Origin of the sequence: Nocardia brasiliensis ATCC 700358, from assembly GCF_000250675.2 — a bacterium.
GTDB lineage: Bacteria > Actinomycetota > Actinomycetes > Mycobacteriales > Mycobacteriaceae > Nocardia > Nocardia brasiliensis_B.
Map to the genome: position 1 here is coordinate 2,236,689 of NC_018681.1, position 23,740 is coordinate 2,260,428.

Here is a 23,740-nt window from a genome sequence, read left to right on the forward strand (position 1 = left end):
CAGGTGAAGAACGCGGGCCGCGCCGGGTACGCTCACTGCCGTGGCCGGACGACTCCCAGATCGCGATATCGCGGCGATACGTGACCGTGTCCGGATCGAAGACATCGTGGGCGAGTACGTCGCGTTGAAACGCGCCGGCGCCGACTCCATGAAGGGGTTGTGCCCGTTCCACGACGAGAAGTCGCCGTCGTTCCATGTCCGGCCGAACCACGGGCTGTTCCACTGCTTCGGCTGCGGCGAGGGCGGTGACGTTTTCGCGTTCCTGCAGAAGATGGAACACGTCGGTTTCGTCGAGGCGGTCGAGCAGCTGGCCGATCGGATCGGCTACCAGATCAATTACGAGGGCGGCGGCACCTCGGTGCAGCGGGACCGCGGCACCCGCTCGCGGCTGGTCGCGGCCAACGCCGCCGCGCACGAGTACTACATGGCGCAGCTGCGCGAGCCGGAAGCCGAGACGGCGCGCAAATTCCTCACCGACCGCAATTTCGATGCCGCCGCCGCGCAGCAGTTCGGCTGCGGTTACGCCCCCGCGGGCTGGGACACGCTCACAAAGCATCTGCTGCGCAAGGGTTTCGAGTTCAAGGAGCTGGAGGCGGCCGGGCTGTCCCGGCAGGGCCAGCGCGGTCCGATCGACCGATTCCATCGCAGGCTGCTCTGGCCGATCCGCAACCTCGGCGGTGACGTCATCGGTTTCGGTGCGCGCAAGCTCTTCGACGACGACACCATGCCGGGCAAGTACATCAACACCCCGGAAACCATCCTGTACAAGAAGTCTCAGGTGCTGTTCGGCCTGGACCTGGCCAAGCGCGATATCGCCAAGGGCCACCAGGCCGTGGTCGTCGAGGGCTACACCGATGTGATGGCCATGCACCTGGCCGGGGTGAAAACCGCCGTCGCGTCCTGTGGCACCGCCTTCGGTGACGAGCATCTCGCGCTGCTGCGCAGGCTGCTGCTCGACGACAACTTCTGGCGCGGCGAGATCATCTACACCTTCGACGGTGACGCGGCGGGCCAGGCGGCGGCGCTGAAAGCCTTTGCGGGCGACCAGAAGCTGGCCGGCCAGACCTACATCGCGGTCGCGCCCGACGGCCAGGACCCGTGCGAGCTGCGCCAGCACTCCGGCGACGGCGCGGTGCGCGACCTGGTGGCCCGCCGAACCCCGTTGTACGAGTTCGTCGTTCGCGGCCTGCTCGCCGACCACAATCTGGACACCGCCGAAGGGCAGGTCGAGGCGCTGCGCCGGGCCGTCCCGGTGGTCGCCCAGATCAAGGACAACGCGCTGCGCAAGGCCTACGCGACGAAACTGGCCGGCTGGGTCGGCTGGGACGATATCCAGACCGTGGTGCGCCGGGTCGGCGACGAAGCCAAACGGAATCGAATGGGCGGCGCCCGCCCCGCCAACGGTGCCCGTCAGCCCGCCGCACCCGCCCCGCAGCCCGAGGTGGTCGCCGAACATCCGGCGGCCCGGCCGAAGCCGAACGATCCGACCCTGCTGCCGCAGCGTCAGGTGCTGGCGGCGGCGCTGCAATACCCGGCCATGGCCGGGTCGTCGTTCGACGCGCTGGAAACCGACGCGTTCACCCACCCCGCCTACGCGGCGATCCGGCAGTTGATCGCCGAAGCGGGTGGCACCGCGGCCGGACTCGGCGGCGCGGAATGGCTCAACGCCGTCGCGGACCGCACCGACGACCTCACCATGCGTGCCTTGCTTTCCGAACTAGCCAGCGAGCCGCTACCGGTGAAGAACGCGGCCGGTATGCCGCGTTTCGTCGCCGGCGTGCTGGCACGCACCCAGGAGGCGTGGGTCGGCCGCCAGATCGCCGAGCTGAAGTCGAAGTTGCAGCGGGTGTCGTCCACCGAGCAGCCCGACGCGTACATGGCCCTGTTCGGTGACCTCGTGGCGTTGGAGCAGTACCGCAAGAGCCTGCTCACCCAAGCGATGGGCAACCACGACGATTTCGCCACCGGCGCTTAGGGGACCGGTGGCGCGCGTTCAGCGGCGCAGCTGATCCTGCGGGACGAGTACCGTGGTGCGTTCGTCCAGCGGCTCCATCGGTTCCAGCTTCGGGCGGGTGCTCAGCTTGTCCGACAGGCGCTGCCTGCCCACCAGCACGAGCTTGCGGGTCACCGGGCTCTCGGTCAGCGCCCGGGTCGCCGCGCTGATCTGCTCGTAGCGAGCTCGCCCGGCCTTGCTGCCGAGTACATACCCGGCTGCCACGCCGATGATCAACCGCAGCATCTCGATGTGCTCCTCCCAGTTGCCTGTTCGCCGCTCTATCCTGCCCGACGCCCGACAGACCTGTCGATCCGGATAGGCGAGGCCGTGTGGAGCCCGGCTGACTTGATCGGTGAACCGAAGCGTGGCAAGACCGTTCCTGCACCGCCTCGCCATCGAATGGGGAAGACCCACACCATGTTTCGCGCAGGCGTTGGCCCTCGGCAGAACTGCGACCGGCGACTGGATTCGGGCACACGGCGGATCCGCTATCGGTCATCGTCGGGCGATGACCCGGTTCGAGGCGAACCAGTGTCAGGCGGCGAGTTCTTCCCGCTTGGCCCGATGCTCGTCGCACAGGTAGTAACGGCTGCTGCGGCGGATGTGCGCCGGATCCAGTCGTTGCGCGAAGGTGAGGTTCTCTCGGCGCCAGCAATCGCCGCAGGCGAATTCGCTCATGTCGGCCTCCTCGTTCCGTTGCTCAGCGGGTCGCTGAGGAGTTCCCGCTCAGCGCCACGCTCAGCCCTCTGTTTTCATAGTCTCCCCCGATGGTGGCCATACTGTTACCGCTTGTTACCGGTAGATGTGGCATTCGGCGGATTTCATCAATCTCTCATCCCCCGCGGGCACCGTGGCCCGCATGCTGCATGAGACCGCTTCGCAGGGCCACCTCGCGCGGGACATCGCGCTCGCCGCGTCCTCGCTGACACTGGGCGCGCTGCTCGTCGCCCGCCGCTGGCTACCCGAACTCATCGCCCAGCCGGTGCAGAGTTTCCTGCCGTGGCTGCTGGCCCCCACGCTCCTCGTGGCGGCCGTGGCGCTCGCAACCGGATCCCGGGTAGGCCTGCTGACCGTTGTGCTGCCCATCGCGACGTGGGCCGTGCTTTTCGTACCCCAACTGGTCGCCGGCCCCGGCAGCGAAACCGACACCGGCGAATTCCGCGTCGCCACACAGAATCTCGGCACCGGCGGCCCGGCCCCCGCACTGGCCGACGTACCCGTCGTCGCGGTCCAGGAACTCACCGACCGCAACCGGCCCGCGGTCACAACAACTTTGGACCCCGCACACCCCTACGTCGCCACCGTGGGCACCGTCGGCCTGTGGAGCCGCTACCCGCTCACCGACATCCAGCGCCTCGACCTCGGCCAAGGCTGGGCCCGCGCCCTCCGCACCCGAATGCACACGCCCACAGGCGATGTCACCGTCTATGCCGTCCACCTCGGCAGCGTCCGCTTCGGCGACACCGACTCCCGCAACCGCACCCTGCGCACCCTCAGCGACCTCATCCACCAAGACCCCGCCGACCGCCTCCTGATCCTCGGCGACCTCAACACCGCCTCCACCGACCCCCACCTGAGCACCCTCACCGACACCCTGCACGACGCCCGCAGCGGCTTCGGCTTCACCTGGCCGTCCCCCTTCCCCCTCACCCGCCCCGACCACATCCTCACCCGAGGCTTCACCACCCGCGCCGCCACCGTCCTCCCACCCACCGCCGGCGGCCACCGAGCCACCACCGCCACCCTCACTCAATCCCCACAAGACAGCAGGTAGCGACGCGATTTGGGCCCCCGCCCGCCCATACGCTAAAGTTTCTCCTCGGCCCGCCCAGCAAGGCGAGCCAGGGTAGTCCCCTATAGCTCAATTGGCAGAGCAGCCGACTGTTAATCGGCAGGTTTCTGGTTCGAGTCCAGATGGGGGAGCAGTGACCAGGGCGAACGGTAACGTTCGACCCTGGTTTTTTGCTTTTCGGGGTCAGAACGACACGGAAACGACACGCTTTCAGCGTGCGAGGCCGCCTAGCGCGGGGGTGAAGTCGGGTGCCTCGGTGGGTTGGTCGATGTAGTGGCGTTTGGTGACCGAATCGTTGGCGTGGCCGAGCTGTATCGAACCGGTGTACGCGTGGCTGGGCACGTCAGCCTCCGAGCGGAATCCGGGAGATCACGTCCCACTCGTATGAACAGGGACGACGTTCGAGTGCGACCATGACAGCTCCCGTGATTTCCGCCTCGGCCTTATCGCTGGTGGCACTGGCGGTCTGCGCCGTGGCGGCAGCTCTATCGGACTGGTCTTCAAAGACCCGGATGGGCAACTGTGACATGAGGTTTCGATGCGGAGTCTTTGGTGGGAGCGTCGGCGTGAACGGATCTTGTAGCCGTGCGGTCGTGCCCCATCGTGCAGCGGCGTCACGCACGAACTCCGAACCTCGGCGTCGAACTTGCGTCATGAGCGTACCTCGGGGTGGGCCGAGCGCATCGAGCATGATGTGCACGGCTGCGTCGAAGTCACCTGCCGCGGATACGACATGTGAACGCGCCCAGTCGATTAGGAAAGGGTGCGGGATCGCCGAGTAGCGGTGGGGGTGTCGTGTCCAGATGTAGTTGGCGCAGTCCAGTCTTAGTTGGCACGTCGGTGGAGTGTCTGGGTGTAGTTGGCACGTGGGGTTACGGGTGGGCCGTCGCGTCGCTTGCTGATGGGCGTGCGTCGCGTGCCCGAGTGCGGCGCGCCGTTACCGCTAGCGACGTTCGCCTTCAGTCGCCCGGTCGGCTGTTCCGGCTCGGTCGACAGCGCGCTGGGACTTGCTGGAGCCGACCGAGATGTCCGGGGAGGTCTGGGCCGCCACCGGGTGTAGGGCCCAGTACGGGCTGACCCGGGGCGCGGCGGTCGCCGTGCCTAGACTGCGGAAATGGTTGAGGACGTTGGGCCCGCCGACCCCGCCCGGCTGCGGCACGACGTCGAGGTGCTCGCCACCGGGCCTCGCAGCCGCCGGCACGCGCCGGAGGCGATGGTCATGGCTGAGGAGTACGTGACGGGCGAACTGACCGCCGCCGGCTGGCAGGTGCACCGGGAGCCGTTCACCGCCCGCTGGGCGGTCGGCTGCACGGACCGGCACGGGAACCGGGCCCTGCCCCTGAAGGTCAGAGTTCACCCGCGACTGACCGGTGCGAACCTGCGCGCGGAACTGCCGGGCGCCGCCCCCGGACCGGCTGTGGTGATCGGTGCCCATCTGGACACCGTGTACGGCTCGCCGGGCGCCGATGACAACGCCTCGGGCGTTGCGGTCGTTCTGGAGGTGGCCCGGCTGCTCGCCGCCCGCCCCGAGCGGCCTGCGGTGACCCTGATGATCTTCGACCACGAGGAGGTCGGCCTGATCGGCGCCCGCGTGGCAGCCCGTACGCAGACCCGCTCGCGGCCCGTCGCGGGCATGGTCTGCCTGGAGTCCGTCGGTTACTTCGCGGACGCGCCGGAGACCCAGCGGTTGCCGAAGGGCGCGGGGCTGGTCTTCGGCCCGGCGGTCGCACAGGTACGGGAGGCCGGGCACCGCGGCGACTTCACGCTGGTGGTGCACCGGCGCTCCTCGCAGCGCGCTGCCGAACTCTGGCGCGCAGCGGCGGCGCGGGCCGACCCCGCGCTCCCGGCCGTCCTGCTGCGCGACCCCCGCCCGGACGGACCGCTGGGCGCGGCGATCGGCCTCGCGGTCCCGGCCCTCGGCCACCTGGGCCGCAGCGACCACGCGGCCTACTGGAACCGCCGGATCCCGGCGCTGATGCTCACCGGCACGGCCAACTTCCGCAACGCGCACTACCACCAGGCTTCCGACGTGCCGCAGACGCTCGACTACGGTCGGCTGGCGACGGTGGCGACGGCCACGGCACTCCTCGCGGCGGCGGGCGACGCGTTCCCGGGCTGAGCACGGGCCAGACCGGGCCGGGTTGTAGCGGTTGGATGGGCGGTACACCGCGCAGCGCACCGTCGAGGGTCCTGGCCCACTCCACCTCGCACCGCAGCCCGTGATCGTCCGTCGTGCGCGACGCGAGGTGTGGCGCCTGGGGCAAGACCCAGTCGGAGCTGTGCAGGCTTATAGTGCAAAGGGCTCGGGTAGGCAGTTGCCGGAAGGGGAGGCGAGGTGGGCGAGCTGAGGGTGGAGGCGGATCAGCTCCGCGAGGCGGCGCGGTTTGTCTCGGAGAAGGCTCGCCGCATCAAGGATGGTGTCGGCAAGCTCGATGGCACAGTCGGGCGGGAGTTGCTCGTCGACGGGTGGCAGGGCAAGGCCGCGTCTGCCTATGACGAGTCGTGGGTCGAGTGGAAGCAGGGCGCCGAGCAGATCGTTGCTGCTCTCGAGGATTCAGCGGCGAACCTGTTGACGGCGGCGAATGAGTACGAGCGGCGCGACACTGCTTTCCGGGACGCGATCGACCAAGCCGGTGGCCAGGTGTAGGCCGGTGGGTGACGACTATCGAGTCAATCTGAGCCAGCTCGACGAAGCGGTCGCGGCCATGGCTGCCTTCGGTGCCGAGGTCGAGGGTTTGCTGCGCGAAGTCGACGTCAAGGTCGCCGAGCTACATCTGTCGTGGGATAGTTCTGCCGCCCAAGCGCAGCGTGCCGCGCACGGCCGATGGATGGCGGGCGCGGCGGAGATGCGCGAGAACCTCGACGAACTGTGCGAGGTCGCCCGGCGCGCGCATACGAGCTACGGCCACGCCGTGCAAACCAACGTAGAGATGTGGCCGCAGTGACGACGCCGACCGTGCCGTTGATCGTGCACCGCGCCGAGGAGTACACCTCGGCTGGCGAGGTCTTCGGTCAGATGTCGACCGATACGGTGACCACTCATTGCGCGTTGGTCGCGGTGCTGACCGCATACAAAGGGATGGCGGGCAGCGACAGCGTCGGCACCGAGTGGGCGGCGGGCTATGACGAGGCCGCGCAGCTGGCGATCTCGATGTCGTCGAAACTGGCGACCGCGTGTGGCCAGACCCGGGATCTGATCGTGGTCAGTGCCTACAACCATCAGGTCGCTGAAGCGGCAGCCAACCTGCGGGAGCTGCCCGCGCCACCGACACCGTCACTGTGGAGTGATCCGTGTCTGCCCGAGACCGCGCCTTCTGCTGCCGGGGACGGGATACCGGAGCCGTTCGGGTGGTCGTTTATCAAAGATCTCGTCGGGTGGGCTTGGCCCAACGGCCATCAGGATCAGCTCAACGGCGCCAAAGCAGCGTGGCATACCGCTTCCTCGGACTTCCGCACTGTGGCCGGTGCTGTACCGAGTGCAGTCGGTCTGCTCGCCAACCAGCAGTCACCCGAGATCGAGATCGGGATCCAAACGTGCAACACCCGTCAGACGGACCTGAACGCGCTCGCCGACGTCTGCCAGGGGCTCGGCGACGCGTGCGGCGAATATGCCCACCACCTCGACGAGGCGCACAGCAAGATCCTCGACGAACTCAAAGACATCGCCATCGAAACTGTCGCCGCCGAAGCGGCTTTCGCGATCCTGGCACCGGTCACCGCCACCCTGTCCGAGTGGGTCGGCAACGTGGCTTTGGTCGCGCGCATCACCACCAAAGCGCGACGCATCGCGACGATCATTGCCGAGCTCGCCGCTAAGGCAGCGAAGATTGTGGCCGACGTCGTGCGGCCGCTCGTGCAACGGTTGAAGCCGCTGGTCGAGAAGATCCGCATTTGGGTCGAAGCGGCCCGCACTAAATTCCTCGGCCGTAGCGGACCCACCGCCTTGTACTCCCGTGGTGGCGCGCTGACCAACCGGGAAGTCCTGGAAGGCAACATCGGCCTGACCCGGGACATGGACACGATCGAGCACTACGCCCAGCTGGCCGGCATCGATCTCCGCGGTGCCAAGATCGAGATCCTCGACGACGCCGACACGATCTCCTACCTGGACTTCCAAGGTGCCATCGCAAGAACCGATGCTCTCGGCGTCCAACTCGGCCCGGCCGCCTTCCAAGACGCGGAAACGTTGGTGCGTACGCTGGCGCACGAGAATGTGCATGTCCGCCAGTACGCGGAGGGCAAGGTCAATTCGATGACACGGGCACTGGAGGATGAAGCGTACGCAGCCGAGGATGGCTTCGTCGACATTTGGCGGAGGAACACGCAATGACCGACGGAAACTCGCAGCTGATCGTGGAGCGGGTCGACTACCTCCCGAGTCGACCCGATTGGATCTTCGTCACCGGCACCCTCTCGGGCGAGCCGGTTAGCGTCGGCGACGAGGTGTCGATCCGCCACGGCGACCAAGCAACGAGCACGACCATCAAATCGATCGAAATACACACGCGGCCAGGAAAAACGACCATCCTGCTGGATGCAGGGCTGCGGCCGATCGTGACCGCCGGAACCGTTATCGATCGTCAGGGATGACGAATGGCCGACATCGAAGCGTGGGAGCGGCAGCTCGAGCACGAGCTCGCCGGGATCCGCCGCAGCAGTGCACAACTCGCTAACGCAATTGCCGCGGTGCGAGGGCGCAGCGAAGGACATGGTGTCCTTGTCGAGGTCAACGCTGATGGTGACATCACCACGATGCAGATCGCTCCGGCCGCGATGCATTGGAGCAGAAATCAACTCAGTACGGTCCTGATTGACTGCCATCGCAAAGCCCGAGCCGAGGCCAAAGCCAGAGTTGAACGCATCCTTGCCAAGGCTGATCCACGCCTCGGCAGACAACTCCCACAGCACCGCGAACCTCCCCCAGCGGCCCGAGCTCAGCTGACTGAGGAAGAAATTCAGCGCGCCGACGACGAGTACTTCGAGCGGATGAACCGAGACGGCTGGTCCAATACGTGCTGACCGCGACAAGATTCCGCCAGCAGGCTAATCGGAAATCGAGAGTTCGAACTCCACCGATTAATAGCGGCTCTTCGCGGTGGGCCCCTCGAACCTCGGACTGTCAACGGCGCGCCGATCATCTTTCACGTGCTGCCGACAATCATGGCCCCGCTCGACCTGAGTGAGCCGACACAGGCAGGACAAGCACCACGCTCCGGATCGCTTGGAGAAGCTGAGAGATTGGCTGGTGAATGGCTGAAAACAGGCCAGCGAGGAACGATTTCGCGTCTCGACGTTTCTGAACCCGCACATTTGTCTCGCAGTTCACGCAGGATTGGCTCGCAACCCGACTGGATGCCGAGTGGGGCGATCTACTCGCCACCGGTGCGACCGCTGGTGGCTCCTCGGTGCTGCCATCAGCGAGGATCTGGTCGTTCGAAGGTGCCTGATCCACGCGCTCGAGGGTCCTTGCCTATGTGGTCATTGACCACTATGGTGGTGGCTGGCCCGGGACCGATGGTGGTGCGAGGAATGATCGGCTGGTCTTTCAAAGCCTTTCGGGACTAGTGCCGGATGCGAAGGGGATAATCATGCGCCTTGGTATCGGACGATGGATTCTGTCATTTGTCGCCATCGGAAACGCGGCATTGCAGTGGATCGACGACTACAACGGCACGCACATTTTCAATCCCGATTTCACTGCGCATGCCAAATTTCACGACGGAATCACCATAACCTTGGCCACCGCGCTGGGTGTACTGGCGTTGATTTATCTGTGGTGGCCTGGTTACAACCGCGAACGACTTCTGGTCGGCGCTCTTTTTGCTGGTGTGTGGTGGGTTGGTGCGGGTGCTGCCTTCCTGTTTCCGGGTGCGTCTCACCGCGACGCCGAATTCGCCGATGACGTACCGCACCTCTTCGGTGCGCCGATCGATCTGCGCGCCCTTGTTCCCTCGGCGCTCGTCATGGTCGCAACCGGCTATTGGCTCGAACGCCGCCGCGTCGGGGTGCGCCCGCGCGGCGTGTAGCGGGGAGCTTTGCGGCCCGTGAGCGGGGCCTTGCCTCAGTGCTCGAACGGCTACACCTTCGCGAGCTGCGCACCTCTTGTCAATGTGGACACTGGCCACTAAAGTAGGCAATGTCCACATGTCGCGTAGTCGATCTCGTCTCGCATGATTTGCGGTGCTCTCAATGGGCTATGCCCTAAATCAGTCAAGGAGTTGCCATGGCTGCCGTAAATGGCTTCCATTCGTACTTTGCGCGCACCACCGCAGCACTCGCCGCTGCCCTTGTCGTCGCCGTGTGCCCGGGTGTGGCACCTGATGCGGAAGCGAGCCCTGTTTCCGTTGCTCCGCCGCTGCCGTTCCCCCTGCCACCTGCGCCGCCCTATCTGGATTCCGCGTTCTACCAGCCGGATCCGGCGAAAGTCGTCGCCGCGCGGCCGGGTGAAATTCTGGCGGCGCGGCAAGTCCATTTGGCGAATGCCTGGCTGCTGCCGCTCAATGCGGACGCCTGGCAGCTGTCCTTTCGTAGCACCAACACGCGCGGGGAAGCGATTCCGGCTGTCGCGACCGTGGTCGTTCCGCGTCGACTACCTGCGAGTGGGCAGCGGAGCCTGCTGTCGTTTCAGATCGCCGAAGATTCGCTGTCGATCAACTGCGCACCGTCTTACGCCCTGCAGATGGGAGCCCTGCCCAATCCGCTCAATGGAATTCACCAGATCGAGTTCGTCGAGGTGCAGGCCATGCTGCAACTCGGGCACGCTGTCGTCATACCTGATCATCAAGGTGTCGAAGGCGCTTACGCTGCCGGTCCGCTCGGCGGCCGCATAACCCTGGACGGGATACGTGCGGCCGAGCAATTCGATCCCGCCCGGTTACCCGGTACTGACACGAGGGTTGCGATGTGGGGTTACTCCGGCGGTGCCATCCCCACGGGGCACGCCGCGGAACTGCAACCTGACTATGCCCCGGAGTTGAACCTGGTCGGTTCCGCGACAGGTGGCCTGATGACGGATATCCGCGATGGTGTCGACTACAACAATGGCACGTCGGTGCTCGGCGGCGCCGTGCTCGGTGGACTGTTCGGTGTGGCCCGCGAGTATCCAGTGCTCGATCAATTCATCGACAGGTATATGAATCCGCTGGGGAAGGGCTTGCGGATGGTGCACGAAAACCAATGCTTCGGTGTGCAAGTCGCGGCATTTCCCTTTGTGAACATAAAGGGACTGTTCGACTATCCCGGCGATCCGCTGGACGCACCGGAGTTGCAACCCGTGCTCGAGGATCTCGCACTCGGTAAGCGCACACCCACCGCGCCGGTCTACATCTATGAATCACCGCTGGATCAAATCATTCCCGTGAACTCGGTGAACCGGCTGTACGACGCGTACTGTGCAACCGGCGCCCGCGTGTCCTACACCCGAAACGTGTTGAGCGAGCACGCCGTCGCGGCACTCTCCGGCGCACCCGCCGCCCTGCTGTGGCTCGACGACCGCCTCAACGGGGCAGCGCCTTCGGAAGGCTGTCACAACCGCGACGTTCCCACTCAACTCGCCGACCCCGGAGCGATTACCACTGCGGTCGATGCTCTCGGTCAGACCCTGGCCGCCGCCCTCGGCCTGCCCGTCTGACGGGCAAATCCACGGACTCCGAAACCGCCACTACGGGCGGGGATGCAGGCCGTGGATCAGGTTCGTCACGGTTTCGTTCAGTAGGGCATCGACGCCGTCGTCACCGACCAGCCCGGCCGTGACAAAGCTGGCCAGCCCCTGCAAAGCGATCGCGACGGTCCAGCCTATGCGCAGTGGATCGCCATCGATGATCTCGCCGCGGGACTGTGCGTCGGCGGTGAGGGTCACCGGCAGCGTGAACGCAGTCATCACGGCCGCGCCCATTTCGGTGCCACCCGTCGGGCTGTGTTTTCGCGCGAACATCAGACTGAGCAGTGCTGGATTCTCCAAGGCGAAGTCGAGGTAGGCACGTGCCAGCACGCGGAAGCGCCCCTCGAACGGTAGCGGCTCGGCTTCGCCGGCGACGGCGTCCAACGCGGCGCCGAGTCGCTGAAATCCGGTGACGGCCAGCGCGTCGAGGAGTGCTTGCTTGTCCGCGAAATGGCGGCTGGGAGCGTTGTGTGTGACACCCGCGTCGCGCGCGAGTTGACGTAGCGAAAGCTGCTCGACGCCATGTTCGCGCAACGCCAGTTCGGCGCGTTCGAGCAGCCGATTCCGCAGGTCGCCGTGGTGATAGGGACGGTCGGCGCACATAGTGCTCAGAGCCTAACAGAATGTGGGCATTGCCCTTGGTGCGCGAGACCATCGGAATTTCAGTGCGGAAGAGGGCATTTCACGTGAGTCAGCTGCTCGGACAACTTCCATAGTTCGAGCGCCTTCTCGGCATCGCGAGCCTCAGCCGAGCGCCCGACGAGAGTCGGGGAGCCACGGTACTCGAACAGCCCGTCGCGTCCGACGTAACTGCCGGGCGCCAGGTCTTGGCTGATGGCGTAAAGGATGGGGAGCGCTCCGGTGTGCGCGGGCTGAGCCAGGAGCCGATTGCCCAGATGCATCAGAGCGCCGGTGAGCAGGCTGCCTGAATGTCGCTGCAGATTCGTCGCCGCAATTCCAGGGTGCGCGCTGTAAGCGCGGCGGGAACCGGCCGCGATCAGTCGTCGCTGCAGTTCGAGGGTGAACAGCAGGTTCGCGAGTTTGGACTGGGCGTACGCGCCGGATGCGCTGTATTTCCGGGTCTCCCAGTTGAGGTCGGTCAGATCGACCGTGCCGCGGCGGTGTGCTTGCGAGGACACGGTGATCACGCGGTCGGTCAAATGCGGTAACAGCAGGTTCGTCAAGGCGAAGTGCCCCAGATGATTGGTGCCGATCTGATTTTCGAAGCCGTCGTGGGTGCGCCCCTCCGGCACGAGCATGATGCCGGCGTTGTTCACCAGAACGTCGAGGTCACCGGTCCATTCCTTGGCGAAGCGCCGGACCGAGGCCAGGTCGGCCAGGTCGAGCGCGCGCACTTCGGTCGACCCCGCGATCCGTCGTGCCGCCTCGTTGCCGCGCGCGACATCGCGGACCGCGAGCACCACGTGGGCGCCCACTCTGGCGAGTTCTCGGGTCACGATCAGCCCGAGTCCACTGTTCGCGCCGGTCACGACGACACGGCGGCCCGCGAACGAGGGGAGATCGGTTGATGTCCACTTGTGGTCAGCCATGTCTCCAATGTAGTCAACGACCACATAATGGTCAATGTCCACATTGGCTACGCGCCGCGGAGGTGGTCGCGACGATGTGGGCGTTGACCACAATGGTGGGCAGTGTCTACATTGAAGGTATGCCTTTTGAAATCAGTCTCGACTGCTACACCGATGCAGTAGTGGTGACCGGAGGAGGCGACGTCGGCCTGACTTCCGCACTGAGCCTGGTGACCGCCCTGCGCCGGGCTGTCGAAATGCCAAGGCCGCTGGTCATTGTCGATCTTTCGCGCGTGGACCACTGCGGTGCCGTCGGCCTCGCGGCACTGGTGCTCACCACCCGGAATGCGGCGCCTCGGCCGGTTCGCATCGTGCCTTCCCCCTATATCCGGCGTGCGCTTCGGGCGGGTGGTTTGGACCGGGCTGTTGTACTTTGTGCCGATCTCACCTCTGCGCGTGCGACGTGACGGGCGCGTTCCGTCTGTCCGGGATTCCTGCAGAAGCCCGGACAACGACGATACGTAGGACTCTCGAGTTGCATGTGATAGCTCGTCTGGGTCCGGAGTGTGCCGTCGCCGACCTCTTCAGCGATGAGATCTTTTATTGCACAACCGGTCTCGGAGAGCCCTCGGTGCGCGGATGGTCAGATTCGGTACGCACGGCACCCGGAAGTCCCGTTTCCCTCACCTCGCTTGATCACGCTCTATACGCAAGGGGGTACCTGCGTACCAGCTCCTGGCGCCCGCACGTCACCGCTGCGGATGTTCTGCGGTACTTTGCCACCGCCTACGCCGAGATACGCGAAACCATTCGCTGAAGGTCGACTTCGATCTGGGGCCGCCGCCGTCGTGGCGGACCGGTCGGCGAGGGGCAGCTCACACGGTTGCCTCGCGCCCCGTGCGGTCCGCCTGGTCGCGTCAAAGGACGCACGCATCGTCACTGCCCCGGCGCACGAGCGTATGACCGATGAAACGCCCCGTGGGTAGGCCAACTTCCGCCGGTTTCCGCCGGGTCGTTGGATGTTGTGTTACCCAAGCGATATCATTTGCGCTGGCGCAGTGTGACTCGTGTGAGGGTGCGGGTGCGGCGGCGCTGCTGCTGGTGGACTTCCAACATCGGAGAACTCGTGACCGCAGAACCTGCCCAGATCGTTGTCGATCCTGGCGTCGCAGAGCGAGGCCCGACGGCGCTGCGGATCGCGGTCGGTGGTCAACTCCGCAAACTGCGTGAATATCGTGGCATCACACCGCAAGAGGCGGGTGACCACATTCGCGGTTCGTACGCCAAGATCAGCCGGCTCGAGCTCGGCCGCACTGGGTTCAAAGAACGTGACATCGTGGATCTGCTGGACCTGTACGGAGTGCCGGATTCCGAACAGCGGGAGATGTTCGTCGATCTGGCGCGCAAGGCGAACGAGCCGGGTTGGTGGCATCGGTACAACGACCTGTTGCCGCAATGGTTCGAGACCTACGTCGGTCTCGAGGGCGCGGCACGAGTGATCAGAACCTATGAGGGCCAACTGGTTCCGGGTCTGTTGCAGACCGAGAACTACGCTGCCGCCGTTGTCGGGATGGGGGAGAAGACCGACGAGGCCGCGCGGCGCGTGGCGTTGCGCAGTGACCGGCAACGGATCCTGGATGCCCCTGGCGGTCCGCTCTTGTGGGCGGTGCTCGACGAGGCGGTGCTGCACCGGCCGGTCGGCGGTGCGGCGGTCCAGCGGGAACAGATCGAGCATCTCGTCACTATGTCGGCCAAGCCCAACGTGACGATCCAGGTGCTGTCCTACCGTTCCGGTGGCAGCGCGGCCGCGGGCAGTTCGTTCACCATGCTGCGCTTCGCCGAACTGGATTTGCCGGACATCATCTACTTGGAGCAGCTGACCACCGCGCTGTATCTGGATCGTAAGGAGGATGTTCGGCTCTACCGCGGGGTCATGGACCGCCTCTCGGTTCAGGCGGAGACTCCGGACCGTTCACGCGAGTTGATGATGGACGCCGCTGCGGCGCTGTAAGTCCACGCTGACGGGTCGTTGCCCTCATCTCCGAAATCGCCCCAGGTACCGTGATCCCATGATCGGGGCGGTCGTGTTCGATGTCGGTGAAACTCTCGTCGACGAGACACGCGAGTACCGGACGTGGGCGGATTGGCTTGGCGTGCCGCGACATACGTTCGTGGCGGTGTTGGGCGCGACGATCGCTCTGGGCCACGACTACCGTGCGGCGTTCCAGGTTTTCCAACCGGGGTTCGATCTTGCCCGCGAGCGCGAAGCGCGTGCTCAGGCCGGTAGACCGGAGACCTACGGCGAGGAGGACCTATATCCAGACGTCCGGCCGGCCTTGTCGAAACTGCGCGAATTGGGTGTGTGGGTCGGGGTTGTCGGGAACCAGACCGTTCGATCAGGGCGCATCCTGCGCAGCCTTGACCTGCCTGCCGATTTCATTGCGACTTCGGATGATTGGGGTGTGGCGAAGCCCTCGCCGGAGTTCTTCGCCAAAGTGGTCGAGGTCGCGCCGTGTACTGGCGAGGAGATCGTCTACGTCGGAGACCGGATCGATAACGACGTCGCGCCCGCGAAGGCGGCGGGCATGCGCGCCGCCTATATCCAGCGTGGCCCGTGGGGATGGATCCATCGAGACAAGCCAGAGGTTGCGAGGCTGTCGGATTGGCGGATCCGCGACCTTACCGAGCTGCCCGGAATCGTTGCTGCCGAGAACGTTTAGACCGGGCCGCTCAGCACTGATCGACAACCCTGCTCACTAGCCCCCGCGCGTATTCCGCATCGATAGCGCTGGGGCGCAAAAGGATTCGGTACATGATGGGGGCGACCAGTTGGTCGAGGACGGGTTCCAGGGCGGGTGGGCATTCGCCGCGGCGGGTGGCTCGGTCGAGGATGGTGGCGATTTGGTCGGCGGCGAACTGGGAGCATTGGCCGGCGTTGGCGCCTTCGGGGTCGGCGAGGAGGGCGTCACGGAGGTAGGCGCGGCCGGGTGGGGAGTCCATTTCTTCGATGAATTGTTCGGTCCAGGCGCGCAGGTCGGCTCGGAGGTCGCCGTGGTCTTCGGGTGGGCTGTCGGGGCGGAGGCGTTCGACGGCGACGTCGGAGAGGAGTTCCTGCAGGTCGCCCCAGCGGCGGTAGATGGTGGAGGGGGTGACGCCGGCGCGGGCGGCGATCCGCGGCACGGTGAGGGCGGCCCGGCCCACCTCGGCCTCGAGTTCACGGACGGCGGTGTGGACCGACTGCTGGACCCTGGCGCTGCGCCCGCCGGGTCGAACTATCGATCTGCGGCTCACTGCTCCACCTTAAATGGGCTCGTGCGGGACGTTCACAGCACCGGTAGCGGCTGACGAACGGTGGTGCGCTCGTAGGCGTGCCCGGCTCGCAGCAGCAACGGCTCACCGAGGGGCCGGGTCATGAGCTGCATGCCGATCGGCAGACCGGCCGGGTCGTGTCCGACTGGGATGGTCATGGCGGGGATTCCGGTGATGTTCGCCGGTGCCGAGAGCCGCACGTAGCCGTCGGCGACGGTCTCGACTGTGCCGTCGGGCCAATGGAATTCGTCCTGTCCGGCGCGGGCGGCAGTTGCGGGGACGGTCGGTGCGGCTATCAAGTCGACGTCGTTGAAGAGGCGGATGACGGCTTCTCGCAAGAGGGTTCGGGCGCGCTGAGCGCGCAGGTAGTCGGCTGCCGGGAGAAATGTGCCTGCCTCCAACAGGTTCCGGACGTCCGGACCATAGCGGTCAGGTGTGCTGCGCAACGAATTTTCGTGCACGGCACTGGCTTCCGGCACCATCAGTCCCCATTGGATCGCTTTGATGTAGCGGGTCATCGGGATCTCGATCTCGACGAGCTCGGCACCCAGTCCGGACAGGTGGTCGATAGCGGCCCGTACGGCGGTCTCGATGCCGGGCTCGACGCGGTCGAAGTAGTAGTTCACGGGCACGCCGATGCGCAGACCGCGCAGGTCGATATCGGTGTCGAGTCGATAGTCGGCGGTGTGGGACAGACTGGCCGGGTCGCGGGGGTCTGGGCCGGCTAGGGCGGTGAGGGCCAGCGTCGCGTCGGCGACGGTGCGGGTGATCGGTCCGACGTGATCCAGTGACCAGGACAGCGCGGTGACGCCGTGTCGGGAGACCAGGCCGTAGGTCGGCTTCAACCCGACCACGCCGTTGAGGGCGGCGGGCACCCGGATGGAGCCGCCGGTATCGGTGCCGAGGGCGAAGGTCGCCGCGCTCGCCGCGACCGCGACCGCGGAACCGCCGCTCGAGCCGCCGGCAACCCGCTCGAGGTTCCAAGCGTTGCGCGTCTGGGGTGTGGTCAGGCCGTACGCGAACTCGTGCGTGTGGGTTTTGCCGAGCAAGGCGGTGCCCGCTGCGGCCAAGCGGGTCGTGACGGCACTGTCGGTCTCGGCTCGGTGGCCTGCCCGGACGCGCGAACTCGCCGTGGTCGGTAGCCCGGCGACGTCGATCAGGTCTTTCAGCGCGACCGGGATGCCGTGCAATGCCCCACGCGTCCGTTGTTGCGCAATTTCCCGCTCGGCCTGCCGTGCCGCCGTGCGCGCACGGTCGGTTGTCACCGTCACATACGCACCGAGCAAGGGCTCGACGTGCTCGATGCGGTCCAGTATCGAATCCACGAGTTCGACCGGTGAAAGTTGGCCGGCCTGCATCGCGGCGGACGCGTCGGCAAGCGTCAGCTCATACGGTTGCATCGCGGCCGCCTGCGTGGAAGACGGTCGCGGGGACGGTGTCCGTGAAATCCAGTTCTCGCAACAGTCCGACCACGGACAGGATGTGGTCGAGCGTCGCGGATACCTCCGCGCGGCGGTCGACCGGCAACGAAAAGTCCACTCGCGCCGCCCATTCAGCGGTTCCGGGGGCTCTGCTGAGCTCGGCGGTCATCGATCACCTTCCAGCGGGTCACAGCTACAAAAGCTAAGGGTTTGCGTTAATGGACGTTAGGGCATACGGTTCGTTAAAGCAAACACTTTGCTTTTGTGGAGGACGGTATGCAGACGACAGGGACAGCCGGCGTGTCGACCGCTTGGCCGGTGGGCGACCTCACGATCCACCGGGTGGACGAACTCGCCCTGGCGGCGGAAACGGGTGCGTGGCTGCTGCCATCGGCCACGCCGGACCTGATCGCCGGGCAGCCCTGGCTGCAACCGGCTTTCGCGGACGACCAAGGAATCCTGCGTTTCGCCAGCCACAGTTTCGCGGTGCTCGTCGACGGACTGCGCGTGCTGATCGACACCGGGATCGGCAACGGAAAGACCCGGGCGAATCCCGCCTGGCACGACCTGAACACCGATTACCTGGCCCGCCTCGCCGACATCGGGTTCGCGCCGGAAGCGGTGGATCTGGTGCTGCTGACCCACCTGCATGCCGATCATGTCGGCTGGAACACCGTTGCGGAACAAGGAAATTGGGTGCCCACCTTCCCCAATGCGCGCTACCTCACGGCGCGTGCCGAACGTGAGTTCTGGGCGAGCTATGACATGGACGAAGCGCGCAGCCAGATGTTCCGTGACTCGGTCCATCCGATCGAGGACGCCGGGCTGCTCGACCTCATCGACGTCCCGGCGAGTGGTTCCGCGATTACGCCGTCGCTCCGGCTGATCCCGACGCCCGGACACACGCCGGGGCACCTCGCGGTCGAATTGCGGAGCGGCTCAGCTGAAGCCGTCATCACCGGCGATTGCATGCACCATCCCGTCCAGCTGTCCCATCCCGAAATCTCCAGCTGTGTCGACATCGATCCCGGCCAAGCCGAGGCCACCCGTCGCGCCCTGCTCAGCGAGCTGGCCGATACCGAAACCTTGCTCCTCGGAACACATTTCCCGGACCCGACAGCCGGCTATGTGCGATCGCACGAAGGTGGATACCGGTTGTCTCCGATCAGCGACTCACAACCGATTCGGTACTGAGCGACCGGCCCATTGAAACCGAAGTGATCAGTGAGTTGTAGCTCGCTCAGGTGACGATGCATGTCGCAGCGGCTGTCCAAAGCCCTTGGCGCTCGTTTTATGCCGCCAGGTAAGAGTCGAGCAGTACGAGCTTGGCGCAGGTTAGTCGCTGATCAACTTGCATGTCCACACGCAGAGCCAAGCAACCGTATCGAGCATGGCAGCGACATTTCGCATCAGTGATCCGTCTCAGAGGACGTGTCAGGGCGGCGTCAGGGTCGTGTCAGGTGGGGTGGGGAGGGTGGTTCATGTCAGCGAGGACGGGGACAGGACCCGGAGCTGAAATCACAGATGGAGGAGTACTGCTATGCCTACTTTCACTACGCCGAAGCCGGTTGCGCTCACTGTTGAGGTGCTCAGTGGAGATGTGACGGTGATCGCCTCGGATCGGGTGGATTCGGTGGTCGAGGTTCGGCCTGCGGATGCGACGAAGAAGGGAGACGTGCTGGCTGCCGAGCAGACCAAAGTTGCTTTCGCCGAAGGGGTTTTGACGGTGCGGACGCCGAAGCAGTGGCGGACGTATACGCCGTTCGGCGGGAATCCGTCGATCATGGTGCGTGTCGAGGTGCCCACTGGTTCGCTGCTGAAAGCCAGTGCGGCAGTGGGGCGGTTGCTGGTGGTGGGGGAACTGCGGCAGTCCGATCTGGAGATTTCGGCGGGCGATATCACCGTCGAGCGGCCGGGAGGTGCGGTGACGGCGAAGGTCGCCAAAGGCGATGTTCGCGTTGGTGATGCGGCGCGAGGTGTGCTGCGGTTGGAGACGTCGATGGGGGAGTTGGAGGTCGGTATCCGGCCGGGTAGTGCGGCGCGGCTGGAGGTGGACGCCAAGTCGGGCACTGTGCAGAACCACCTGGGGGCGGTGCATCGGCCGGCAGCGGACGAGGACACCGTGCAGGTGTATGCGCGGAATACCTTCGGCAACGTGATCATTCGGCACGCCGTCGCCGCTTAGTGTGCGCGGAGTTCTCCTTCGCCGCCGGAAGTGCGCCTGTGCCCACAGTTGGACGAGTGATCACCAGGTAATGGTGGCGGCATCGGCCGAGTGGGGTCCGCCACCATTACCTGGTGATCAGCCGTCCAGGAGGATTCGACCGGGTGAGCACGCGCGCCTGCGCCCGCTGCCCGGCAGGTATGCAGGTACGCCGCGTCTCGGAACCTCCAGCGCTCACCCGGCGAGAACCTGCAGTGCTCATCCGGCGAGCGTGGCGGCGACCAGTTCCGCTCGGAACCTGCAGCGCTCACCCGGCGAGTGCGGCCGCGACCAGTTCCTCGTAGTTCGCCTGTGTCCCTTCGTTTGTCGCCTCGGCGAACCGCGCTTCGCCGAGGCGAGCACGGACTGTCTCCTCGATTCGCCCCGCGTCGGGCAGGGAGCGATCGGCGAGTCCGCACACGCTGGTGCGGGCGGCGAGTAGCTGCGCGGCCAGCTCGTCGTGGTCGCGGCGCAGCGCGAGATCCGCGACACCGACCAGCATTTGGGCGACGAGCGGTGCGTAGCCCGCTTCGGCGGCTGCCCGGAACGCGGCGGCATGCTCGGTTCGGGCGGTGTCGAGATCGTCGGCGAGGTAGCCGCGCAGGTCGTGGATCACCGCGCCGACATGCCACTGGTTCGCATCGTTGCCCAATGCGCTTGTCGCGATGTCGATTTGGCGGTACGCCTGCTCGCCGTCGCCTTGCCAGCGAGCCAGTTCCGCTTTCGCCAAGGCCAGTTCGGCAACGGCGTTCGGCCAGGCGGCCCGGTCGGCGAACCGCTCGGCTTCGCGAAGGGCCCTCGAACTCGCCGCCGAGTCGCCGAGCAGCCAGTACAGCTGGGCTTGGCGCGCACGGATGCGGACCACGTCTTCGATCGCGCCGACTTCGACGATCACCGCGATCGCCTGCTCGAAAAGCGCACACGCCTCGGCGAATTCGCCGCGCGTGGCGAGCCGGCCGGCCAGCTCGGTCAGCGCGAACGAGATTCCCCAGCGCTCGCCGAGTGCGCGGAATTCGGTGAGCGCCTGTTCGAGCAGTGCGTCCGACCCGTCGTGGCCGAGCACGATGCGCATCTTGCCCAGTTGCAGCCGGGCCAGGGCGCGCACCCAAGGGTCGTCGTCGGTGAGCAACGCTTCGAAAGCGGGCAAATATTCGTCGGGTCCGCGCAGGATGCGTTCCAGGGCGGTGGCGAACGCCAGTGTCGGATGGTCGGATCGGGCGTTGCGGCTGAACTGATACGACTTGCGGATCCATTCCGCCACTTGGCGTTCGTCATTGCGCCCGGAGCTCAGAAAATGCACCACCAGCCCGTATACGGTCGCCCGGGTCGGGTCGTCCACGTCGCCGGGCAGTTCGGCGGCCGCGGTCACCAGGTCCAGACCCTCGGCCTTGTGCCCGCCGAGCCACCAATACCAACCGGCGCCGGCCGCGAGCCGCATTGCGCCGGGCGTATCGCCTGCGGCGAGCGCGCCACGCATCGCGATGGCGATGTTGTCGTGCTCGGTCTCGAGTGTTGCGAGCCATTCCAGTTGGTCGGCGCGGCGCAGGCGGGGTTCGGCGGTGGCGGCGAGTTCGGTGAAATACGTGAGATGTGCGCACCGCGTCGAATCCGCTTCGCCCGCTTCGACGAGACGATCTTCGGCGTATTGCTTGATCGTTTCGAGCATGCGGTAGCGCGGCTCGCTGTCGCTTGCCGTGAGCAACAGCGACTTCTCGGTCAGTGCGGTCAGCAGTTCGAGCACCTCCCACTGCTCGACCGCCCCGCCGGCGCAAACCTGTTCGGCCGCAGCCAAACTCGCGCCGCCGGCGAACACCGCGAGCCGGCGCAGCAGCACTCGTTCGGCGTCGCTGAGCAATTCCCAGCTCCAGTCGACCACCGAGCGCAATGTCCGGTGCTGCGGCAGCGCGGTCCGGCTGCCACCGGTCAGCAGCCGGAACCGATCGTCGAGCCGGTTGGCCAGCTGGTCGAGGGACATGGTGCGCAACCGGGCCGCAGCCAATTCGATGGCCAGCGGTATCCCGTCGAGTGCGCGGCAGACGCGGGCCATGGTCGCCACGGCCGCGGCGTCGTCCGGGAGGTCCTTGCGTACGGCACCGGCCCGGTCCCGCAACAACTGAACGGCGGGGGAGGCTTCGATTTCGTCGGTCCCGGCGTCGTCAGCCGGCAGGGCGAGTGGCAGCACCTGCCACAGCGCTTCGCCCGTGATGCCGAACGGTTCGCGGCTCGTCGCGAGAATCCGCAGCTTGCGGCATTCGCCGAGCACGCGGTGCGCGAACGCCGCCGCGGACTCGATCACATGCTCGCAGTTGTCCAGGATCAGTAGTGTTTCGCGCTCGCGCAGGGCCGCGATGAGCCGATCCATCGGTTCGGCGTCGGGCGGGCCGCCGAGCAGTGCGTCGCGGAGCCCGAGCGCGGCGAGCGCCGACTGGGCCACGTCGGCACCCCCGCCGAGGGGCGCCAGCTCCACCAGCCAGGCGCCGTCGGGCAGGTCCTCGAGCAATGTTCGCGCGGTCTCGACCGCCAGCCGGGTTTTGCCCGAGCCGCCGGGCCCGGTCAACGTGGTGAGCCGATGTTGCGCGATGAGCTCACGCACGACGGCGACATCGGCGTATTTGCCGATGAAGCCGGTCAATTCGGCGCGCAGGTTGGTGCGCCGGTCGTCCTGCTGCGCGCCCACTTCGCCCCGCAGCAGCGCGACATGCAGGTCCGACAGTTCCGGCGCGGGATCCACACCCAATGTGTCGGCGAGCGCGTCGCGGGCCCGCTGGAAGACGACCAGCGCCTCGCTGCTGCGACCCGCCGCCGCCAGCGCCCGCATCAACGCGCCGACGAGCCTTTCCCGCACCGGGTTTCGCGCCACCACATCGGTCAGCTCGGCCACCAGGCCGGGACCTCGGCCGAGCCGGATCTCGGTCTCGTAGCGGTCCTCCATGGCGGCCAGGCGCAGCGCGTCGAGCCGGGTGATCATCGCTTCGAAGGCTTCGCTGTCCTGGATCTCGACGTTCTGCAACAGCGCTCCGCGCCACAGCTCGAGAGCTTCGCGCAGCAGCGCGGCGCGGTCCGCGTCGGTACCGCCCCGAGCCTGATCGAGGAGCTGTTCGAAGCGCACGGCGTCGACAGCGTCGGGCTGCACCGTCAGGCGGTATCCACCCGGCTGCCCGTCGAGCGACCCATCCGGCAGTACCCGCCGCAGCCGGGAGACGAGCGCCTGCAGCGAATTGGCCGCGTCGGCGGGTGGTTGTTCGCCCCAGATCCAGTCGACCAGGGTCGCTTTCGGCACCACGCGACCGGGTTCGAGCGCGAGCGCGACCAGCAACGCCCGCAACCGAGCACCTGGTACCTCGATCAATCCGCCGTCGTCTGATCGGATTTCCAAAGGTCCAAGCATCCCGATCCGCACCGGACCATTCTGCCGTGCACGGTTCCAGGGCGGCCGGTCGGCCTTGGAACGTCTGACCATGGCGGATGCGACGAGCTGACGCCGTGTCAGGCCGGTATCAGGTCGGTGTCAGCGAGCCCGGCGACAGTTCTACTCGTGAACAGTTCAGCGATTGCAGTTCCCGGGCCGCGAAAGGCACACGGGGACATGATCTTCCCCGCAGTGCAGGTCACCGGCGAGCGGGGTCACTGATGGAACTCAGGGTGGACCGGGAACGCTGCATCGGCGCGGGCATGTGCGTGCTGACCGCCCCGGACATGTTCGACCAAGCCGACGAGGACGGACGGGTGCTGCCGCTGCGCCGCACCCCGACGCCGGACCAGGAGCAGGCCGTCCGCGAGGCGGTCGAGATGTGCCCCTCCGGCGCGATCACCTTCGTCGCCAACTGAAC

The 23,740-nt window shown here is 66.3% G+C and carries 25 protein-coding genes and 1 tRNA gene; 17 read left to right on the forward strand and 9 right to left on the reverse strand.

What is annotated here, in order from left to right; all coding sequences use genetic code 11:
• Positions 1–40: 40 nt before the first annotated feature.
• On the forward strand, positions 41–1,975 hold the full coding sequence (gene dnaG / locus O3I_RS09985; protein WP_014982786.1) for a DNA primase: 1,935 nt from the start codon (positions 41–43) through the stop codon (positions 1,973–1,975).
• 18 nt (positions 1,976–1,993) lie between these two features.
• Here the strand turns inward: dnaG and O3I_RS09990 are convergent, their stop codons facing one another.
• Both O3I_RS09990 and O3I_RS45460 read right to left on the reverse strand, forming a co-directional pair.
• On the reverse strand, positions 1,994–2,239 hold the full coding sequence (locus O3I_RS09990; protein ID WP_014982787.1) for a hypothetical protein: 246 nt from the start codon (positions 2,237–2,239) through the stop codon (positions 1,994–1,996).
• Between the two features lie 291 nt (positions 2,240–2,530).
• A complete protein-coding gene (locus tag O3I_RS45460) occupies positions 2,531–2,674 on the reverse strand; it encodes a hypothetical protein (protein ID WP_156055026.1) in 144 nt (47 codons plus the stop codon).
• Positions 2,675–2,855: 181 nt separating this feature from the next.
• Here O3I_RS45460 and O3I_RS45465 point away from each other — a divergent pair, with 181 nt between their 5' ends.
• Together O3I_RS45465 and O3I_RS10000 are read left to right on the forward strand one after the other, a co-directional pair.
• On the forward strand, positions 2,856–3,770 hold the full coding sequence (locus O3I_RS45465) for an endonuclease/exonuclease/phosphatase family protein (protein WP_167829123.1): 915 nt from the start codon (positions 2,856–2,858) through the stop codon (positions 3,768–3,770).
• Between the two features lie 76 nt (positions 3,771–3,846).
• A tRNA-Asn gene (locus O3I_RS10000) sits at positions 3,847–3,919 on the forward strand.
• A gap of 79 nt (positions 3,920–3,998) precedes the next feature.
• Here O3I_RS10000 and O3I_RS46770 read toward each other — a convergent pair.
• Positions 3,999–4,130 (reverse strand): hypothetical protein, encoded by a 132-nt coding sequence (locus O3I_RS46770; RefSeq protein ID WP_272944290.1) that lies wholly within the window; start codon positions 4,128–4,130, stop codon positions 3,999–4,001.
• A 772-nt stretch (positions 4,131–4,902) separates the two neighbouring features.
• On the opposite strand from O3I_RS46770, the gene O3I_RS10010 reads away from it, so the two are divergent.
• From O3I_RS10010 to O3I_RS10045, 8 genes are all read left to right on the forward strand, one after another.
• Positions 4,903–5,907, forward strand: coding sequence for a M28 family peptidase (locus tag O3I_RS10010; protein ID WP_014982789.1), 1,005 nt, complete (start codon positions 4,903–4,905; stop codon positions 5,905–5,907).
• A 216-nt stretch (positions 5,908–6,123) separates the two neighbouring features.
• Entirely contained in the window at positions 6,124–6,435 is a 312-nt protein-coding gene (locus tag O3I_RS10015) for a WXG100 family type VII secretion target (RefSeq protein ID WP_014982790.1), read from the forward strand.
• A 4-nt stretch (positions 6,436–6,439) separates the two neighbouring features.
• Positions 6,440–6,733 carry a WXG100 family type VII secretion target gene (locus O3I_RS10020; RefSeq protein WP_014982791.1) on the forward strand — a complete coding sequence of 98 codons (294 nt, stop codon included), beginning with the start codon at positions 6,440–6,442 and terminating at the stop codon, positions 6,731–6,733.
• Positions 6,730–8,118, forward strand: coding sequence for a hypothetical protein (locus O3I_RS10025; RefSeq protein ID WP_014982792.1), 1,389 nt, complete (start codon positions 6,730–6,732; stop codon positions 8,116–8,118). The genes O3I_RS10020 and O3I_RS10025 overlap by 4 nt, the downstream gene beginning before the upstream one ends.
• Positions 8,115–8,378 carry a hypothetical protein gene (locus O3I_RS10030; RefSeq protein ID WP_014982793.1) on the forward strand — a complete coding sequence of 88 codons (264 nt, stop codon included), beginning with the start codon at positions 8,115–8,117 and terminating at the stop codon, positions 8,376–8,378. The genes O3I_RS10025 and O3I_RS10030 overlap by 4 nt, the downstream gene beginning before the upstream one ends.
• Positions 8,379–8,381: 3 nt before the next feature.
• Positions 8,382–8,807, forward strand: coding sequence for a YbaB/EbfC family nucleoid-associated protein (locus O3I_RS10035; RefSeq protein ID WP_014982794.1), 426 nt, complete (start codon positions 8,382–8,384; stop codon positions 8,805–8,807).
• Between the two features lie 569 nt (positions 8,808–9,376).
• Positions 9,377–9,814, forward strand: coding sequence for a DUF6640 family protein (locus O3I_RS42535; RefSeq protein WP_141691959.1), 438 nt, complete (start codon positions 9,377–9,379; stop codon positions 9,812–9,814).
• A 197-nt stretch (positions 9,815–10,011) separates the two neighbouring features.
• Complete coding sequence (locus O3I_RS10045; RefSeq protein ID WP_051066547.1) at positions 10,012–11,418, forward strand: lipase family protein; 1,407 nt, start codon at positions 10,012–10,014, stop codon at positions 11,416–11,418.
• 30 nt (positions 11,419–11,448) lie between these two features.
• Here O3I_RS10045 and O3I_RS10050 read toward each other — a convergent pair whose 3' ends face one another.
• Both O3I_RS10050 and O3I_RS10055 read right to left on the reverse strand, forming a co-directional pair.
• Positions 11,449–12,051, reverse strand: a complete 603-nt coding sequence (locus O3I_RS10050; protein WP_014982797.1) for a TetR/AcrR family transcriptional regulator — start codon at positions 12,049–12,051, stop codon at positions 11,449–11,451.
• Positions 12,052–12,110: 59 nt separating this feature from the next.
• Positions 12,111–12,998 carry an oxidoreductase gene (locus O3I_RS10055; RefSeq protein WP_014982798.1) on the reverse strand — a complete coding sequence of 296 codons (888 nt, stop codon included), beginning with the start codon at positions 12,996–12,998 and terminating at the stop codon, positions 12,111–12,113.
• Positions 12,999–13,117: 119 nt separating this feature from the next.
• Between O3I_RS10055 and O3I_RS44775 the strand changes: the two genes are divergently transcribed.
• From O3I_RS44775 to O3I_RS10065, 3 genes are all read left to right on the forward strand, one after another.
• The gene (locus O3I_RS44775; protein ID WP_081594287.1) at positions 13,118–13,444 is read left to right on the forward strand and encodes an STAS domain-containing protein; all 327 of its coding nucleotides are present in this window, start codon (positions 13,118–13,120) and stop codon (positions 13,442–13,444) included.
• A 659-nt stretch (positions 13,445–14,103) separates the two neighbouring features.
• A complete protein-coding gene (locus O3I_RS10060; RefSeq protein WP_014982799.1) occupies positions 14,104–14,988 on the forward strand; it encodes a helix-turn-helix domain-containing protein in 885 nt (294 codons plus the stop codon).
• A 58-nt stretch (positions 14,989–15,046) separates the two neighbouring features.
• On the forward strand, positions 15,047–15,697 hold the full coding sequence (locus O3I_RS10065; RefSeq protein ID WP_014982800.1) for an HAD family hydrolase: 651 nt from the start codon (positions 15,047–15,049) through the stop codon (positions 15,695–15,697).
• A gap of 10 nt (positions 15,698–15,707) precedes the next feature.
• Here O3I_RS10065 and O3I_RS10070 read toward each other — a convergent pair whose 3' ends face one another.
• Genes O3I_RS10070 through O3I_RS10080 form a run of 3 tightly spaced genes read right to left on the reverse strand, consistent with a single transcriptional unit; the run spans position 15,708 to position 17,876 of the window.
• Complete coding sequence (locus O3I_RS10070) at positions 15,708–16,268, reverse strand: TetR/AcrR family transcriptional regulator (protein WP_014982801.1); 561 nt, start codon at positions 16,266–16,268, stop codon at positions 15,708–15,710.
• 32 nt (positions 16,269–16,300) lie between these two features.
• Entirely contained in the window at positions 16,301–17,686 is a 1,386-nt protein-coding gene (locus tag O3I_RS10075) for an Asp-tRNA(Asn)/Glu-tRNA(Gln) amidotransferase GatCAB subunit A (RefSeq protein WP_014982802.1), read from the reverse strand.
• Positions 17,673–17,876: a hypothetical protein gene (locus O3I_RS10080; RefSeq protein ID WP_014982803.1), complete on the reverse strand. Its 204-nt coding sequence runs from the start codon at positions 17,874–17,876 to the stop codon at positions 17,673–17,675. The genes O3I_RS10075 and O3I_RS10080 overlap by 14 nt, the downstream gene beginning before the upstream one ends.
• Before the next feature lie 131 nt (positions 17,877–18,007).
• Here O3I_RS10080 and O3I_RS10085 point away from each other — a divergent pair, with 131 nt between their 5' ends.
• Both O3I_RS10085 and O3I_RS10090 read left to right on the forward strand, forming a co-directional pair.
• The gene (locus O3I_RS10085; protein WP_014982804.1) at positions 18,008–18,901 is read left to right on the forward strand and encodes an MBL fold metallo-hydrolase; all 894 of its coding nucleotides are present in this window, start codon (positions 18,008–18,010) and stop codon (positions 18,899–18,901) included.
• Positions 18,902–19,247: 346 nt separating this feature from the next.
• Positions 19,248–19,892 carry a DUF4097 family beta strand repeat-containing protein gene (locus tag O3I_RS10090; protein ID WP_041562529.1) on the forward strand — a complete coding sequence of 215 codons (645 nt, stop codon included), beginning with the start codon at positions 19,248–19,250 and terminating at the stop codon, positions 19,890–19,892.
• Between the two features lie 286 nt (positions 19,893–20,178).
• Here O3I_RS10090 and O3I_RS10095 read toward each other — a convergent pair whose 3' ends face one another.
• Positions 20,179–23,286 carry a BTAD domain-containing putative transcriptional regulator gene (locus O3I_RS10095; RefSeq protein WP_237748279.1) on the reverse strand — a complete coding sequence of 1,036 codons (3,108 nt, stop codon included), beginning with the start codon at positions 23,284–23,286 and terminating at the stop codon, positions 20,179–20,181.
• Positions 23,287–23,540: 254 nt separating this feature from the next.
• Between O3I_RS10095 and O3I_RS10100 the strand changes: the two genes are divergently transcribed.
• Complete coding sequence (locus tag O3I_RS10100; protein WP_014982807.1) at positions 23,541–23,738, forward strand: ferredoxin; 198 nt, start codon at positions 23,541–23,543, stop codon at positions 23,736–23,738.
• Positions 23,739–23,740: the final 2 nt, after the last annotated feature.